Source organism: Priestia sp. GS2 (assembly GCF_036409025.1).
Classification (GTDB): domain Bacteria; phylum Bacillota; class Bacilli; order Bacillales; family Bacillaceae_H; genus Priestia; species Priestia aryabhattai_A.
On sequence record NZ_JAZGJX010000001.1, the window covers coordinates 2,670,095 to 2,685,594 of the forward strand.

The 15,500-nt window shown below is 36.8% G+C and carries 17 protein-coding genes and 1 riboswitch; of the genes, 3 read left to right on the plus strand and 14 right to left on the minus strand.

The window, feature by feature from the left end:
- Position 1: 1 nt before the first annotated feature.
- From menC to V2145_RS13710, 4 genes are read right to left on the minus strand one after another with little or no spacing between them, the layout of a single operon-like run.
- The gene (gene menC / locus V2145_RS13695) at positions 2-1,111 is read right to left on the minus strand and encodes an o-succinylbenzoate synthase (protein ID WP_330987856.1); all 1,110 of its coding nucleotides are present in this window, start codon (positions 1,109-1,111) and stop codon (positions 2-4) included.
- A 16-nt stretch (positions 1,112-1,127) separates the two neighbouring features.
- The gene (locus V2145_RS13700) at positions 1,128-1,952 is read right to left on the minus strand and encodes a GNAT family N-acetyltransferase (protein WP_330987857.1); all 825 of its coding nucleotides are present in this window, start codon (positions 1,950-1,952) and stop codon (positions 1,128-1,130) included.
- 13 nt (positions 1,953-1,965) lie between these two features.
- Positions 1,966-2,796: a MurR/RpiR family transcriptional regulator gene (locus tag V2145_RS13705; protein ID WP_330987858.1), complete on the minus strand. Its 831-nt coding sequence runs from the start codon at positions 2,794-2,796 to the stop codon at positions 1,966-1,968.
- A gap of 5 nt (positions 2,797-2,801) precedes the next feature.
- Positions 2,802-3,932 (minus strand): amidohydrolase, encoded by a 1,131-nt coding sequence (locus tag V2145_RS13710; RefSeq protein ID WP_330987859.1) that lies wholly within the window; start codon positions 3,930-3,932, stop codon positions 2,802-2,804.
- 218 nt (positions 3,933-4,150) lie between these two features.
- Here V2145_RS13710 and V2145_RS13715 point away from each other — a divergent pair, with 218 nt between their 5' ends.
- The 3 genes from V2145_RS13715 to V2145_RS13725 are packed head-to-tail and all read left to right on the plus strand — an operon-like array spanning position 4,151 to position 5,641.
- Complete coding sequence (locus V2145_RS13715) at positions 4,151-4,789, plus strand: alpha/beta family hydrolase (protein WP_094911714.1); 639 nt, start codon at positions 4,151-4,153, stop codon at positions 4,787-4,789.
- Between the two features lie 21 nt (positions 4,790-4,810).
- Positions 4,811-5,470, plus strand: coding sequence for a hypothetical protein (locus tag V2145_RS13720; RefSeq protein ID WP_311858853.1), 660 nt, complete (start codon positions 4,811-4,813; stop codon positions 5,468-5,470).
- Between the two features lie 21 nt (positions 5,471-5,491).
- Positions 5,492-5,641 (plus strand): hypothetical protein, encoded by a 150-nt coding sequence (locus V2145_RS13725; RefSeq protein ID WP_165932509.1) that lies wholly within the window; start codon positions 5,492-5,494, stop codon positions 5,639-5,641.
- 268 nt (positions 5,642-5,909) lie between these two features.
- Here the strand turns inward: V2145_RS13725 and V2145_RS13730 are convergent, their stop codons facing one another.
- From V2145_RS13730 to V2145_RS13775, 10 genes are all read right to left on the minus strand, one after another.
- On the minus strand, positions 5,910-7,253 hold the full coding sequence (locus V2145_RS13730) for an NAD(P)/FAD-dependent oxidoreductase (RefSeq protein WP_330987860.1): 1,344 nt from the start codon (positions 7,251-7,253) through the stop codon (positions 5,910-5,912).
- 82 nt (positions 7,254-7,335) lie between these two features.
- Positions 7,336-7,521, minus strand: a complete 186-nt coding sequence (locus V2145_RS13735) for a hypothetical protein (RefSeq protein WP_062954658.1) — start codon at positions 7,519-7,521, stop codon at positions 7,336-7,338.
- Positions 7,522-7,721: 200 nt separating this feature from the next.
- Positions 7,722-8,444, minus strand: a complete 723-nt coding sequence (locus V2145_RS13740; protein WP_061785924.1) for a TerC family protein — start codon at positions 8,442-8,444, stop codon at positions 7,722-7,724.
- 446 nt (positions 8,445-8,890) lie between these two features.
- Positions 8,891-9,454 carry a hypothetical protein gene (locus tag V2145_RS13745; protein WP_094911718.1) on the minus strand — a complete coding sequence of 188 codons (564 nt, stop codon included), beginning with the start codon at positions 9,452-9,454 and terminating at the stop codon, positions 8,891-8,893.
- A 20-nt stretch (positions 9,455-9,474) separates the two neighbouring features.
- Positions 9,475-9,885, minus strand: a complete 411-nt coding sequence (locus tag V2145_RS13750) for a DUF6892 domain-containing protein (RefSeq protein WP_094911720.1) — start codon at positions 9,883-9,885, stop codon at positions 9,475-9,477.
- Between the two features lie 90 nt (positions 9,886-9,975).
- Positions 9,976-10,401: a hypothetical protein gene (locus V2145_RS13755; protein WP_094911721.1), complete on the minus strand. Its 426-nt coding sequence runs from the start codon at positions 10,399-10,401 to the stop codon at positions 9,976-9,978.
- A complete protein-coding gene (locus V2145_RS13760) occupies positions 10,373-11,593 on the minus strand; it encodes an MFS transporter (protein ID WP_330987861.1) in 1,221 nt (406 codons plus the stop codon). Before V2145_RS13760 ends, V2145_RS13755 begins: the two co-directional genes overlap by 29 nt.
- A 27-nt stretch (positions 11,594-11,620) precedes the next feature.
- A complete protein-coding gene (locus V2145_RS13765; protein WP_311858862.1) occupies positions 11,621-12,229 on the minus strand; it encodes a dienelactone hydrolase family protein in 609 nt (202 codons plus the stop codon).
- 153 nt (positions 12,230-12,382) lie between these two features.
- On the minus strand, positions 12,383-13,639 hold the full coding sequence (locus tag V2145_RS13770) for a cytochrome P450 (protein WP_330987862.1): 1,257 nt from the start codon (positions 13,637-13,639) through the stop codon (positions 12,383-12,385).
- A 15-nt stretch (positions 13,640-13,654) separates the two neighbouring features.
- The gene (locus tag V2145_RS13775; protein ID WP_330987863.1) at positions 13,655-14,887 is read right to left on the minus strand and encodes an HD domain-containing protein; all 1,233 of its coding nucleotides are present in this window, start codon (positions 14,885-14,887) and stop codon (positions 13,655-13,657) included.
- A gap of 330 nt (positions 14,888-15,217) precedes the next feature.
- A riboswitch (purine riboswitch) is annotated at positions 15,218-15,321 on the minus strand.
- Between the last annotated feature and the right edge of the window lie 179 nt (positions 15,322-15,500).

The window sequence follows — 15,500 nt, forward strand, 5'->3', positions numbered from 1 at the left end:
CTTAAAGTCTATAAAGCTTACTGTAGTACGTACGCTCTTCAATTCGCTGACGATTTGGTTCAAAACCAATCCCCGGTGTGGTTGGTACGGTAATCACTCCATTTTCAACTGTAATCGCAGGGTCTGTGATATCGCTTGAAAAGTAGCGTGAAGACGCCGATGTGTCGCCAGGAAGCGTAAAATTATCAAGCGTCGTAATTGCAACGTTATGAGCACGTCCTACACCAGCTTCTAGCATCCCCCCACACCAGACAGGTATGCCGTGCTCTTTACAAAGGTCATGAATCTGCTTCGATTCATAGAGTCCACCGACGCGGCCAATTTTAATATTAATAATTTTACAGCTTCCTAACTCAATAGCATGCCTTGCATCATCAAGCGTATAAATGCTTTCATCTAAGCAAAGCGGCGTTTGAAGCTCGCGCTGCAGCTTCGCATGGTCAATGATATCGTCATAAGCAAGCGGCTGTTCAATCATCGTGAGGTTAAATTCATCAAACGCTTTTAAGTGATCAATGTCACCTAGGGTATACGCTGAGTTCGCATCTGCCATCAAGGAAATATCCGGGAAGCGCTTGCGAACTGCTTTTAAAATATCGAGATCCCAGCCTGGCTTTACCTTTAGCTTAATGCGCTTATATCCTTCTTCACAGTTTTTTTCCACCGCTTTTAACAGCTCATACTCTGAATCTTTAATTCCTAAACTAACCCCAACATCAATGGTTTCTTTCGTACCCCCAAGTGCTTTCCAAAGCGGCTGATTATTGCTTCTTGCATATAAGTCCCACATTGCACCTTCAAGCGCTGCTTTCGCCATGGAGTTACCCCGAATCGGTTCAAACAACTTTTGGAGTTCGCTAGGATGGGAAACAGGATGTTGAAGCAAAAGCGGAATTAAATAATCCTCCATGATATGCCAATTTGTTTTGAGCGTTTCTTCTTTATAGTAAGGCTCTGGTGAAGCAACAGACTCTGCCCACCCCGATAAGCCGTTTTTCCCTAAAATTTCTACTAGAATAAACTCTTTATGCGTTTCGGTGAAAATGCTTGTTGTGAACGGTTCTAAAAGTTCCATTTTCACGTGGCGCAAAATAATGTGCTGAACCTCCATCTCGTTTCCCCCTACCTTATTTTTTTGTCACTACGTAGTAATGAATATCTCCGTTTGTTTTCACAAAATCCGTAACTTCATAGCCACCGTCTAGAGCTTTGCTCAATGCTTCTCTTGTTTTTAAGCGCCACTGTAGCGCCAGGTCTTGATTTTTTGCCTTTACCTCTTGATAGCGAGCAGGCACCGCTACGAATAACACGTCATGTATTAACACAGAGCTCATAGCTGCAGGGGTTGGCAATTCTTGATTATTTAGCACATAGTTCAATAAAATATTTTCTTCGTGAACGTCCCACTCTTCATACTTCTTTTCTTCTCGTTCCTGTACGCGCTCGCTTTGAATCCACCAATGTACCACAAAGCGGTCTGACGGTATTCCAGTATTTAGAATGTCATTTAGTTCACCGTAATAGTTTTCTTTATAAGCTGCTCCAACCCCGCCAAGCTTTCGTAAATTCAAGTTAGCATTTGCCGTTTCAAGTGGATCATATGTCCACGCAAGCAGCTCATAGCCTAGTTTCTTGGCTTCTTGGCGCTGCGCCCATTTCAGTTTTTGTCCAATACCGTAGCTACGATATTCTTTTAAAATGCCCAAGCTATGAGAGCATAAGTAAGGTTGCTTGCCGTCAAAGCCCGGAAATGAATACTGAAACCCAATGAGCTTGCCTTCATGAAAAGCACCTAATACCAGCCCCCCGTTTCGAATCGTTGCAACCATCATTTCAACTGGAACCGCATCTTCTCCCTGCCAAACTGTTCGCTCTAAATCCCCTACTTTTCGCAGCTCTTCGGGATGCTCCACTCGCCGAATGATGAGCTCGTCCATACGTAAATTCGCCATATTATCTCCTCGCTTATTCCATGTATGTATCTTGATGCGTATATAAGCCTTCAAGCTTTTGCTGACGCTTTTGAACGCCAGCAGGATTTTTTTCTTGGTATGCCGTAAGCACCAAGTCTAAAAGCGTAATGACCGGCGCAATCGAGTTGCATCCTGACTGTACATTTGTCTCTGTTAAAAGCGTAATGTCAGCTAGCTCTCCAACCGGTGATAAAACTCGATCCGTAACGGCAATTACCGTCACCCCAACTTTTTTCGCGTAAGCGGCAAGCTTTGTCGCTTCTTTTGCATAGCGTGGAAACGAAAGAACAATGACCACTGACTCAGACGTTAAATCGCAAAGGCTTTCTTGAATATCTCCCGGCTGATTGATTAATCGCACACGTTCACGAAGCGTCGAAAGCATCATTGAAAACCAGTGTGCTGCTCCGTATGAAGTTCGGTAGCCGGCAATGAGCACCTGATCTGCATGAATCAGCCTGTCTACCACCTCCCAAATTCTCTGAGTGTTTTCTTCGTTTTCCAAGCGGCGAATGATGCTCAGTTCATTTTCTAATACGCGCTTAAGAACGTTTTGATTCTCTTCTTTTTTAACTGTTTTTTCGTGTCCCATTACGCGCTGCTGAATCGCATCTTGCATTTGGGAAAAGCTTTGAAAGCCAAGAGAATACGAAAGGCGAATGACCGTTGTTTCGCTGACTCCCGAGGCACGCCCAATTTCTGCCGCCGTTTGAAACGACGCTTCTTGCAGAGAATCAAGTAAATACTGAGCAACCTTCTTCTGTCCAGATGACAAACGAGGAAACGCTTCTTTTACCACGTGTTCAAACCGCTGTGCACTCATTCTCCTTACACCTCTGCTTTGGATGCCAAAAGAGCAAGGTTAAGATAAATGTTTGTTCCGGTCAAGAGTGCTTCTTTATTAAACGTCATGTCAGGATGATGAAGGCCGTGCTTTAATCCACATCCAAGACCTACCATCGTCGAAGCAACGCCCGTTTCTTTCGTGTACACGTGAAAGTCTTCAGCCCCCTTCGTTTCGCAAGCTGACGCGACTCCTTCATTGCCGATGACAGCTTGAATAGCTTGGGTAGCTCTTTTAATGGTCTCCACGTTTGGAACCGCAGCGTATGTACGCCCTTCAAAATGATAGTCGATTGCTATTTCGTACATTACAGTCAAATGAGAGATGATGTGTTCCACTCGCGATTTCAATTCATCCATCCCTTCGTTTGTATTGGCTCGCAAATCTAGCGCAAACACACCTTCATCAGGAATGACATTGGTGCTGTCTCCTCCAGCTTGGAGCTTCGTCATTTTGACTGAATAATCATTCGTTTTTGTTAAGCGTATCCCCCTCAGCATCTGTACAAGGTCTGCTGCGATTTCAACCGCATTTTTGCCAAGCTCAGGTCGTGACGCATGAGCTTGAACACCGTGGATAATGCCATGAACCGCACAGGCTGAGCCGTGTAAAATCACTGGAGATGCTTTTTTATCTTCTACTTCCCACTCAGGTCTTACATGCATACCGTAAAGCTCCTTCACGTTTTGCAAGCATCCCGAGTCAATCATTTGCTTCGCTCCCGCACCCGTTTCTTCTGCTGGTTGAAACAAAAAGCGAATTGTTTTTTGCGACTTGATGTTCATTTTCTTGAGCGCAAGAGCCGTGTACAAAAGCATGGTGCTATGAGCATCGTGCCCGCACGAGTGATTGGCTTTTAGCTCTCCGTCCATCCACTGCACGACCGCATCTAAATCAGCTCGGAACGCTACCACTTCGGAAGAAGCACCTTGAAGCTCAGCAGTTAAGCCATAATGTTCTGAGAATGTGCGAACGCTGTATCCAGCATCCTCTAGCTTCTTTTGAATATAAGCTGACGTTTCTTTTTCCTCGCCGCTCGGTTCTGGATATGTATGCAGATGCTCATAGGTTTTATAAATGTCATTTTTCATCTTTTCTACGTATGACTGGTTCATTCCATCCTCCTCCGCACTCAAAACTTCATATTTATTCATATATGAAGTTTTTCCTTCACTTTATCCTTATACTATCATAACTTTCTGACAATGCACAATAGCTTTAGAGCACTATGAAATATTGGAATATGAACTAAAATACTATGCAAATATATAACCTCTTCAAAAATAATGAAATAAATGTTAAAATAGTAAAAATTAACTAAGGAGAGTAATCGATGAAACAAACACTTCCCTATCACTCTGTTCCTTATACCCACATTCATCGTGGTTCAAAAAAGGTATGTATGATGTTTTCAGGTCTGGGCTATCATTATGAGAAGCCTCTATTCTACTATTCTACGATGCTGATGCTTGAAGAAGGTATTGACGTGGTACACGTTCACTACAGCTACGACCGCGACTTTTTACAGCAGTCGCTTCAAACCGTTGCTCATATGATGATAAAAGACATTGATCCTATTTTGACTCATATTTTAGAAGCATATTCATATGAAGAAATCATTTTTCTAGGAAAGTCGCTGGGTACCGTGCCAATCCTTTACGACTTCATGAAGCAAGACCGCTTTGCAGACACAACAATGCTCCTCTTAACTCCTCTGCTAAACTTTCCTGAGTTATTTACAAGTATTCAAGAAAGCAAGCATCGGGGACTGCTTGTGATTGGAGACCAAGACGTTCACTATGACAAACAAAAGTTTCAGCAGCTTCACGAGACAAATTTTCAGGTGGACATTATAAAAGATGCGGATCATTCATTAGACGTTCATCCCGTAAGTGCCCATGCATCTCTCACAGCTCTCACGAACGTCATGAATAATATGAGAAAGTCTCTACATCTAGTGAAACAACTTTGATTAAAAAGGAGGATACAAACCATGTCAAAAGGAAAAATCGCTTTTTTATTAGTTCTTTTCCTATTAGCGGTTGGAGGCTTCATGACAATGTTTTTTTCAAACAGCTCTGACCAAGTCACTAGTAGCAAAGGTCCAACGTTAAAAAACGAAACCATTAAAAACGTCACGCATTCTCTAACGGCAAGAGAAGATATGCTGCTTAATACTAATCAAGCGTTTGTCTTTGAATATGACTCTGGTAGCAAGAAGAAAGAAGTCGACGTTTGGGTTGAAAAGTATGAAAAGGGGCTATTTGTAGAAAAACTAAATGAATTATCTACAGAAGTGGACAAAGAAGGACTGATTATTTTCACTTCTAGCGATATTTATCCGGAAGATGAAGACGGAGAAGAAGTCATTACTATGTTTAACTTAAAGGTTGGAAATCAAACGGGCAGCGCCGGGTTAAGCTTCACAGAAAAAAGGAACATTGAAGAAAAAGAGAACTTAGCTGGCACGTGGGAAGGCTTTTATCAAGACGTACAAAAAATTGATGGAGAAATGCCACTAGGCTACATGGCTTATTCTTCTGAAGATTCCATATCAAGCATTCAGCTAAACTATTTAAAAGATCCAAAAGCTCACGAAAAAGAGCTAAAAGAATACGACAGCATCTACGTTTTAAAATGCCGTTTTCACTAAAAACAAAAGCAGGTGGTAGACATGTTGAAGTTCATTGACGACATTGCTGGTTCTCTATATGACGTCATGAAGTTTCTTATACGAAGCTTATGCTATTTCTTGGCTGGAGTATTGATTGTTGCTATTCCCCTTTATGTGATTGTTTTTGTGCTTCAAGCTTTTGGCAAGTAAGAATATTCATAAGGACAAATTAAAATTAAGAAAGAGGTTCAATAATCATTGAAAAAATCGACACCAACTAACCGCAGCAAGAAAAAAGACTTCACAGATACAGACTTATTTCTATTTATCATCATTTTCATTGCGGGTCTTATCTCTATTTTCATTTACATTAACGGTATACTTCTTTCCTACAAACGCTCAAAGCATTTTGAGCGTTTGTTTATGATAGTCAAATATTAGATTTACCGTACTAGAATACTAGCTTCTTAATAAACCATTACAAAATCTTTTCATTGAACACTTCACCTACATACATCCCGCTCGCCGCTGCTTGAGAAAGCGAATGCGTAACGCCAGAACTATCTCCAATAACATATAGCCCTTTCACATTGGTTTCGAAGTATTCATCCGTTTCCACAACCGGCGAATAAAACTTCCCGTCCATTCCATAAAGAAGCGTATCTTCGTGAATGCTTTCTCCAAGCAATCGTTCGAGCTTTCTTAAAAAGGCTTCTAATGCAGAAATATAATTAGTTGGAACATAGTTCAATAAATTCCCCGCGGTAGCGCTAAGCGTTGGCTGAATTCGATTACCGCTCATGTCTTCCTTGGACGTTGCTTTTTGACGTCGCAAGTCGGACAAGCGCTGAACGACAATCTGATCTCCTCCGGCGTTTAGTTCACCAATCACATTTTGCGCATAGGTATTCGCTTCTTGTAGCGTATTAAAATAAGCAGGTGTAAAAAGAGTGAAGTTTAAATTTGCCGTACCGCTTCCTTTTTCTCGGTAATTTTGACCATCTGGCATGACCAATCCCTCTTGATATTTTCTAATAATGCGGCCCTTTGGATTCATACAATATGTATAAGAAATGACGCCTTCATGTTGGGAGGCAAGCTTTGTTTCAAACGTATGCTCTAACAAACGATTGAGCTGGCGACCATGCATTTCAACACGTATTCCTAAATCTAAGCGAGTTAATCCTTTCTTCACACCGAGAGCTGAGAATTGTTCTTCAGCCCAGTCGTTCCCTGATCTACCTGTTGCGACCACGACGCGACGTGCTTGTACATCCCCTTTATTTGAAACAATTTTAAACTCATTTTCTTGTTTCTCAATGCGCTGGACGTCTACTTCAAACCATATGTCAATTCGTGACTTCAATACGTCGTATATGCGCTGGAAAATAGAAGTCGAACGAGCTGTTCCTAAGTGTCGAACTTCCGTTGAAAGAAGCTGGAGACCATGTACTTTTGCATTCTTTACAAGTGCTGGATTCACTGTGGAATACAGCTCTACTTCATCCCCTCCGAACGAACAAAGCACATTGTCTACTTCTTTCATGAGACGAAGCGCTTCTTCTGGACCTACTTTTTGCTCTAAATCTCCGCCAAAATCATTGGTGTAGTTAAACTTCCCTTCTGACTTTCCGAGTCCTGCAAAACCGTAATATTTTCCGCACACGTCACAACTGCAAAGCTTCCCTTCATCAAGAGGACATGACCTTTTATGGAGCTGTTTTCCCTTATCAATAAGCAGTACGTTTTGGCTTTGTCTTGCCAGCGTATACGCTAAAAACACCCCGCTTACGCCTGCTCCAATAATGACAACATCATACACATCGCTTCACCTCATACTCTTTTATATACGTAGAAGCTACGCTGGTTAAATACCGAACAGCGTAGCTTCTCGCTCTAGCAATCTATTTGCTGTTTTTACGACGATCGCGGTTTTCACCAACCGCAGCCATCCCTGCAATTAAAAATGGCAAGCTGATCACGAAGGATTGCAGCCACGTAGAACCTAATACTTTGAACAATACAAACACAAGCACTGTCGCAGTAAAATAGATGGGAATAAACTGCTTTGAAAGCCATCGTTCACTCATGTTCATCACTCCTATAGTACAACTTTACAAAGAATCGCAGCACTTCGCAATATGAAAGAGTTTATGACCATTATTTTCTACTTTCTGCTTTCTCCTACATCTTCACGTATGATGCTTCTCTCCTGATCCATGTACTACATTCTATCAAAGATACAGATACTAAAAAAAGAGAGCGAATACCACTCGCTCCCTTTTGCGTATTATGCTGATTGTTTAACCCTATCGTTTTTCTCTTTAATTCTTTTGTTCTTGCTGTACCCAGCAAACAAAATGAGAACAACTACGACTGCTTGAATCAGATAGGTCGCAATCCCGTGATGAATGTGAAGCAGCTCGCCAACGCTTTTGTCTTTTAAAATCATTTCAGCTGCCGTCCAAGCTAAAATTCCAGCTCCAACGTATGCAATCCACGGATACTTGTCCATTGCTTTCACGATTGCTTTTGAACCAAAAATCATAATTGGAATACTAATCAATACGCCAAGAGCAACCATTCCAATATGACCATTTGCAGCCCCAGCAACCGCTACTACGTTATCAAGACTCATCACTGCGTCTGCGATAATAATTGTTTGAATCGCTTTTCCTAAGCCGTTATAAGACTTAATATTTGAACTATCTTCTTCTTCCACCAGTACTTTGTACGCAATCCACAGAAGCAACACGCCGCCGATGATTGTCACAAATGGAATTTTCAGTAGGTATACGATAACTGCCGCAAACCCGATGCGTAGAACGACCGCTCCAAACGTTCCCCAAAAAATCGCTTTGTTTTGCAGCTCTTTTGGTAAATTCCGTGTAGCCATCGCAATTACGACTGCATTATCTCCAGATAAGATAATGTCAATAAGAATGATTTTTAATAACGCAATAATAGCTGTTGATGAAATCGCGACGCCTAAAGTGAAAAGCTCATTTTCCATGCTTATCGTCTTCTCCTTTTTACTTACAGGAACGCTCTCTGTAAGCTGTAATGTGTAAACCAAGAAGCTATTAGTGAACGAAATAAATCCTATAGATTCGTTCAAAAACAAAAAGGCTCCGAGCCTAAGCGTTCGAAACCTCAAAAACCAAACGTCGATCACTCAATGTGCTTTGAAGCACGCTTGACTTTGTTAATAGAATAATTTTACTACATTCTAAATAGTATATCAAAGTAAAAGTTTATATAATAAAAATATTATCCCACTTAACAATTACCTTTCTGCCGAATAATTATAGTCAATAACCGCTCTTGCTATTCCCTCTAAATTGAATCGATTGTCCTCACGCCTAGCGAGAATCCAGTTATTTTGCTTACCTGTCATAATTTTAATTTCACAAAAAAGCATATTCATCTACAACAATGAATACGCTCTTTCTATCTACCTTATGGATACCACGGAAGCTTTGCATCACTATCTATAGCCGCCGTTTGAATTTCTTTACTTAAAAACTCAAACCATTTATGTAGCATTTCGTCTTTTTCTATCTTAGTCCTTTCCTCATCTTCTCGAATTGTATGAGAAAACCAAGCTTTCGTTGCCCATTCAAACTGCAGCTGAGCATAAGCAATTGCCGGAAGACCTGTCTGTTCAAAATTTCCGTTCACCGCAGACGCAACGCTAGCCGCTTGCGGCAATAACTGGTTGGCTATTTTTTCTTTCACTTCAGCATCTTCAAGCTCGTTCCACATCACAAGCTTACCGTCTTGCTGATAAAACACATCAAATGAAGGATTCTTTCCCATATCAATAAGAATAAAAGCTCGATCGACTGAATTACCAGTCACCTTTACCGAATTCACAATAATTTTCTGAGCCATTTCCAGCCAATAATTCATCGCTTCTTCCTCTGATGACTCTACATACATCTCTGCTTCAAGCTCTGCAACAGCTGCTTCTCCTTTATTGACTTCTTCTACTTTTCTAAACAAACGCTGAAAGAATCCCATATTATTCACGTGCTATTATTTTATTCAACCTCAATTCCAGCTTCTTTTAACGGCTCTAACACCTCTAGTTCACAAAGAGAAATATAATCTACTTTTGTGAGGTTTTTTAAGTGCTGAAATCCTTCAACTGACTTTACGTCAAATAGCTCATCTTCTCCGTCCCAATCTGGCTTGAGAATATGATAAATTTCGTTCCCACCATCAAAGCAAAGCCAATCCACTTTTTCTAAATCACTCTTTTCTAACGTAAGTTCTTCTAAAAATGTTTTAATTGGAGCAATGGGCTCTGCGCCTGTATACCATTCAAAATCATTCCTATGTTGATCTATCAAACTGTTTAACTCTGTTTGAAATGAAGGGTCTTTATCTAACAACGTTTCAATCACCACTAACTTAAAATTAAAATCTTCAAACATTCCACTCTTGTCCATGTCATTACCTCCAATTTTGTTGCCTTTTAAGAAATTAAAACGGTTATTTAAGAGCTTGTATGAGTTAATAATGTTCAAAGAACCATTCATTCAAATTATTTGAACTGAAAATACGATAGAAGTGAAATCACCATTTATAGAAAAATCATTACAACTATAAATATACAAGTCTTTTTCTTTCATCAGTCTCATTCCCGAATGAGACTGATGGTAACCTAACATTCGCTCTTCTTCCCATACATTAAATATATTTAATACTCCCTGTGAACAACTTAAAGTAAATTCAGATGAGTGTTCGTTCTCCCATATGATAATGGTTTTTTGCTTTAATTTTCCTTCCAGACATATCCCATTATTTGCAACAAAAACTATTCCTTGGTTTCTTGAAGAATTTGAGCTGATAAATTTGACTTTAATTAATTTTTCTTGTTCAAAATGGTAGACATCAGTTTGAATAATATCATCACATGTCATGCTATTTTTAGTGCTATATAGTTTTTCTTTGGTCAGTAGCATCTTTGCTCACCTCTTCTAATTTATTAGTTTGTAAGTTTATATACGTATTCTCATTGAAATCAAGTGCTTTTTTTAATAAATAACATAAAATTAAACACGGAACACATATTAATGCCATACTTAAAAAAGTCAAAGATGGAGAAATAGAGTACAAATATCCACTTCCTAAAGTCAATATGCCACTACCCAAACTTAAAGCAAAAGCTGCATATATACCATGTGCAAACGGAAAATATTTATTTTCAACATGTTCATCTAAATATTTTACAAATGCAAACTGAGTTAGACCGAAGGTAATAGAGTGTAAAATTTGCGAAAAAATAAAAATAGAAACATTACTGAAACTAGCTATAATCAGCCACCTTATAATAGAAAAATTAATGCAATATATTAAAATACTAGTAATACTTTTGTTTTTAAACAAATTATCTGCAATATAAAAGAAAGCTATCTCTGATAACACAGCAAGCACTAATATAGCTCCTGTATAATTTGCTGTCACTCCCATATTTTTTAAAAACAGAACCCCGTAGCTGTAATACGCAGCATGAGCGGATTGAATGATTATACAAATCGTTAACACTAACAAGAATGACTTCGATTTAAATAAACTTAGAGAGGATATCTTAGTTGATGAAACTTTTACTTTTAAAGGTTCTGGAGTACTAAATGATGTAAGAAATAGAAAGACCATACACCCGACAATCATTAAATAAATAATAATGGTTTCACCTGTTAGTGAAATTATTATTCCCGTTAATATCAGTGCAATAATATACCCTATAGAACCATAAGATCTACTTTTCCCATACTGGAGGCCACTTTCTCGTATCAACGTAGAGGCCATAGCTTCATGCATAGCTAAAGGCATAGGATAGATTAAACTTAATAAAATTGTAACTAGGGCTACCCATACTATGTTGTCTACAAATATTAAAGTGATAACTAATAGCACAGATACTAATGGTACGATTCGATTTATTTGAGACAAAGTCAAGTACTTGCAAGCAAGGGGAAATATATAAAGTGTTGTTATTGATCTTGTAATTAAACCAAGTGCAATAATAAACCCCGCTTCATCTGGAGTAAAACCTTTGCTTGTAATTAGCCAGGAAGACCAATACGGTACAAATATTCCAAACGTAAGAAAAAAACCAAAAAACTGAAACGACATCCATCTTTGACTAGTCATTGTATTTCTCCATTTATAAAATTAATTTTAGTTCTTCGTATAGTTCTGTGCTAAAATAAAATTTTCCATTATTTCAAAACACAACTCAGAATCCTCTTGACTATATTCCGAATTCGATTGATCTGTAAAACCATGATTACTGTTTACTTTTACAATATGAACATTGGTTTTCTCTTCTAAGCATTTGATCATATCATTAGTGTTGAATGACTTTTCTTTTTTTGGAAAAAAAAGCAGGGTATCACATGCTGGCATAATATTTAGATAATCTCTTATTCTTGAACCATAAAATCCAATTACACCAGTAAATAAATTCCCTTCATTACTACATAGCCAAGCTATAGTTGCTCCTACACTAAAACCCACTATATACAACTCAGTGTATTCACTTCTTAACTCTCTCGCTAATTTTTTTATTTGATATGCAGCTTCATTAAATCCAATTTTATTAACAAAGTACAGATAAGCCCTATCTTCTTCGCTGTAAGTATAAAGCATTTCTTCACCAAGTAAATTGGGACTTATGACAGTATAATTTAATTTTTTTAACCTTTTACAAACACCTTTAATATGATCATTTAATCCATATATCTCATGAACAACTATAATTGCCCTTCTACACCGTCCACTTTCCAATATTTATACACCTCTAAAATAGTAAATTAGTGGAGAACAAATGCTCCCAGGAGAGAATGCATTACATATAAAACAAGCAAAATAAGAATAGATTATTATATTCTATTCTTATTTTGCAAATATCCCATCAACTCGATAAAAAACAATGTGTCTTTAATATCTTACCGGCATTTTTGCAATCCCTGTAAAAGTAGGGTTAGATGACCAGGTTGGTTTTTTCAAATCATAAAGTGCTTCAATATTAGGAAAACGGGTTACAACTTCCTTGAGAATTTCAACTATCTCCGCACGAGCAAAAGCAGCTGCTATACAAGTATGGTATCCTCCTCCGAAAGCCACATGACGAAACCCTGTTCTGGTTGTATCCATAACATTTGGATTTTCAAATACTCTTTCATCCCTACCAGCGGATGCTAAAAAGAAATACACAGAGTCGTTTTTCTTAATTTGTTGACCATGTATCTCGATATCTTCAGCTGCATGCCTAATAATATATTGAATAGGTCCTTCTAATCTCATGGTTTCATCTAAAACTTTGGGTAACAGTGATTTATCCTGCTTTATGTCATCAATTACATGTGGATTTTCAAATAATAAATGTAAGGTATTACTTAATACAAATTGAGGAATTTTATGACCACCAAATATTAAATGCATCGTTTGAGCAATTAATTGTTCATCAGTTAATTCTCCATCTACCCCAGGAGTATCTGAAATTAGTCGACTTAACAAATCATTCTTTTTTTCTTTCCTTCTTTCTGCAATTGCTTCAGAGAGGTAAGCATAAATTTCTCTTACACTTCCTCTAACTTGTTCACTAATTTCTTTACTAGGAACATGAGAAACAACAAAGTCTTGCATAAACAAAGCAAGGTCATCAGACCATTTAATAAACCTTTCAACTTCTTCTCCTGGTATGCCTAACATTTTACACAGAACCATTGCAGGTATAGGGTGCGCAATTTTTTCAACAAAATCAAAAGAATTCATTTTGCTTTCTACCACTTTATCAATAATTTCAGAAACTATTTTCTTTATCTCTGGTGTAATAAGTTCAATTTCATTCACCAAAAATGCTCGATTCATATATCCACGAAGCTGCGTGTGAACAGGACGATTGTTATATACCATCCATGTTTGAATTATATCTATGATATCTTTAAAATGTTTATCTTCACCTTCAGCAAGATTGCTCATTTTATTTGGAATAACTGGAGTTGAAATAAACTTTTCTCCTGGTAAATTCTTAGACACATCTTCATACCTTGTAATAAACCATGATTGCATCTCTTCATTCCAGTATACAGGTGCTTCGTTTCTTAAGTATTTATAATAAGCATAGCGGTTTTCAAAATATTCTTTGCTATATACGCTAAGCTGTTCTAGAGATTTCTTTTCAATTACACTCATTTGGTAATCCTCCTGCTAAGTTAAAATTATTCTCTCTTCTAAATGGCTTATTAAATGTAAGATTTGGTTTTCTGATAACTGACACATTAAATCACAAACATATCTTGCTTTATTAGTATCATTAATAATACTTAACAAGTTCTGTACATTTTGCTGTTCTAAAGGGAGTATCGTTACATCTGTATTTAAGCTAAATAAGTATTCAAAGGTTTTGTTTATACGGAGATCTATCTTGGTATCTATACCTTTATTAAATTCACTTTCTAAAAAACATTTACGTGTAATTTGATTCAGCAAAAAAAGCTTTAATTGATCTTGTATAGGAATTTCTAACTCACTATACATTGGATCTATATCATTAACCTTGAGCGATATATTGTTTACAAATTTGCTAATTATTGATTGTTCACACCTTGCTTTTGTTTTATTCTCAATACTATTCAGTATAGGTCCCAGGATATTTTCATTAATATCTTTAATAATATCAGTAACTAAATAAAGCAATTCCTTTGTACCTATATGTTTGAAGATATGTCTTGAATCTTCAAACAGTGTATCAACAGTAAAGTACATATTAACTAATTGAATAAACCTCGTTTTCCCTAAAAAAACTATTAAATCTTTAATATCAGAAATGACATATGATATTGTATCTGCCATGTCTATAATGTATTGTTCTAGGACATTTTCTTGGTATATTGAAAGTAAACGTTCTATATCACCACTCATATATCCATAATATCCCTTAATTAATTCTGTACCTTCTTTTCTAACGTTAGGAATTATTCTTTTATGTTTTAATAATGAAATTAATGTTCTAAAAGTTACATTGAACTGATCACTAATCATTAACCTAATTGTTTGGGCATTTGATTCAAACCCTCCACTTTTAAGCATAATTTGATCTAAAGATCGTTCACCTGTATGCCCGAAAGGAGGGTGTCCAATATCATGAGCAAAACTAATTGCTTTTATTAATTCTTTATTAATTAATTTAATATGGTTCTTTTCCATAATTACATTCAGGTAATCTACGATTAAACATGCGATTTTACATACGTCTAAACTATGAGATAAACGATTATTATAATGTTTAGGATCAGGAATTAACTGCATTTTTTCTGATAATAACTGACATGGCGAAGATTGGAATATTATGTTAAAGTCATGTGAAAAAGGATTATTATATTCTTTGTAATTATCAATAAGTCTTAGATAATCAAAATTTTTATACATACTTTTATCCATAAAAATAAATAATCCTTTCAATTAAAAATTAATGTCAAAGCACTTAATTCGAAAATTTTACAAATAAAAAAAACCAAGAAAAAAGAAGTACTTATACTCTACCAAAGGAGATAAGTCTTACTTTCACTCGGTTTTATAAAAATAAATATTAAAAAGACGCACGTATTACTTATGTTAAACACAAGTAACTATGCTTAAATAAAGTGTAAGTGTCTTACAAAGTAATAGCTTAAGAGAATGGGGCTTTGTATCAAATGCTCCCATCTAATAAGTACTAATTATTAAAGTACACCCACACTATTATTCTTTTTAAATTAATTCTTAACACCAATAAAGTAAAATTTAACTCGTAGTCCAATTCTTTATACGGGAATTGGGTAGAGACTCTCAGACCATATTTCTGAGGATATACGATTTTTAAATTTAACATTACAGATAGTAATCTAAGGTGATATTCATAAATTGGAAATGATAACCTGCAGGAAACCACTCTATCATATTACATCTTTAAACATTTTTTTACAATAATTTAAATAAATTTCATATATGTTCTTTAAATCCATTTATAGTTAAATATTACTTTTTTATTTTCCATATAAAAAAGCACTTACTG

Bases quoted from the DNA above. Each gene is read 5' to 3' on its own strand.
- menC (WP_330987856.1), bottom strand. From the start codon at position 1,111: ATGGAGGTTCAGCACATTATTTTGCGCCACGTGAAAATGGAACTTTTA.
- V2145_RS13700 (WP_330987857.1), bottom strand. From the start codon at position 1,952: ATGGCGAATTTACGTATGGACGAGCTCATCATTCGGCGAGTGGAGCAT.
- V2145_RS13705 (WP_330987858.1), bottom strand. From the start codon at position 2,796: ATGAGTGCACAGCGGTTTGAACACGTGGTAAAAGAAGCGTTTCCTCGT.
- V2145_RS13710 (WP_330987859.1), bottom strand. From the start codon at position 3,932: ATGAACCAGTCATACGTAGAAAAGATGAAAAATGACATTTATAAAACC.
- V2145_RS13715 (WP_094911714.1), top strand. From the start codon at position 4,151: ATGAAACAAACACTTCCCTATCACTCTGTTCCTTATACCCACATTCAT.
- V2145_RS13720 (WP_311858853.1), top strand. From the start codon at position 4,811: ATGTCAAAAGGAAAAATCGCTTTTTTATTAGTTCTTTTCCTATTAGCG.
- V2145_RS13725 (WP_165932509.1), top strand. From the start codon at position 5,492: ATGTTGAAGTTCATTGACGACATTGCTGGTTCTCTATATGACGTCATG.
- V2145_RS13735 (WP_062954658.1), bottom strand. From the start codon at position 7,521: ATGAGTGAACGATGGCTTTCAAAGCAGTTTATTCCCATCTATTTTACT.
- V2145_RS13740 (WP_061785924.1), bottom strand. From the start codon at position 8,444: ATGGAAAATGAGCTTTTCACTTTAGGCGTCGCGATTTCATCAACAGCT.
- V2145_RS13745 (WP_094911718.1), bottom strand. From the start codon at position 9,454: ATGGGATTCTTTCAGCGTTTGTTTAGAAAAGTAGAAGAAGTCAATAAA.
- V2145_RS13750 (WP_094911720.1), bottom strand. From the start codon at position 9,885: ATGGACAAGAGTGGAATGTTTGAAGATTTTAATTTTAAGTTAGTGGTG.
- V2145_RS13755 (WP_094911721.1), bottom strand. From the start codon at position 10,401: ATGCTACTGACCAAAGAAAAACTATATAGCACTAAAAATAGCATGACA.
- V2145_RS13760 (WP_330987861.1), bottom strand. From the start codon at position 11,593: ATGACTAGTCAAAGATGGATGTCGTTTCAGTTTTTTGGTTTTTTTCTT.
- V2145_RS13770 (WP_330987862.1), bottom strand. From the start codon at position 13,639: ATGAGTGTAATTGAAAAGAAATCTCTAGAACAGCTTAGCGTATATAGC.
- V2145_RS13775 (WP_330987863.1), bottom strand. From the start codon at position 14,887: ATGGATAAAAGTATGTATAAAAATTTTGATTATCTAAGACTTATTGAT.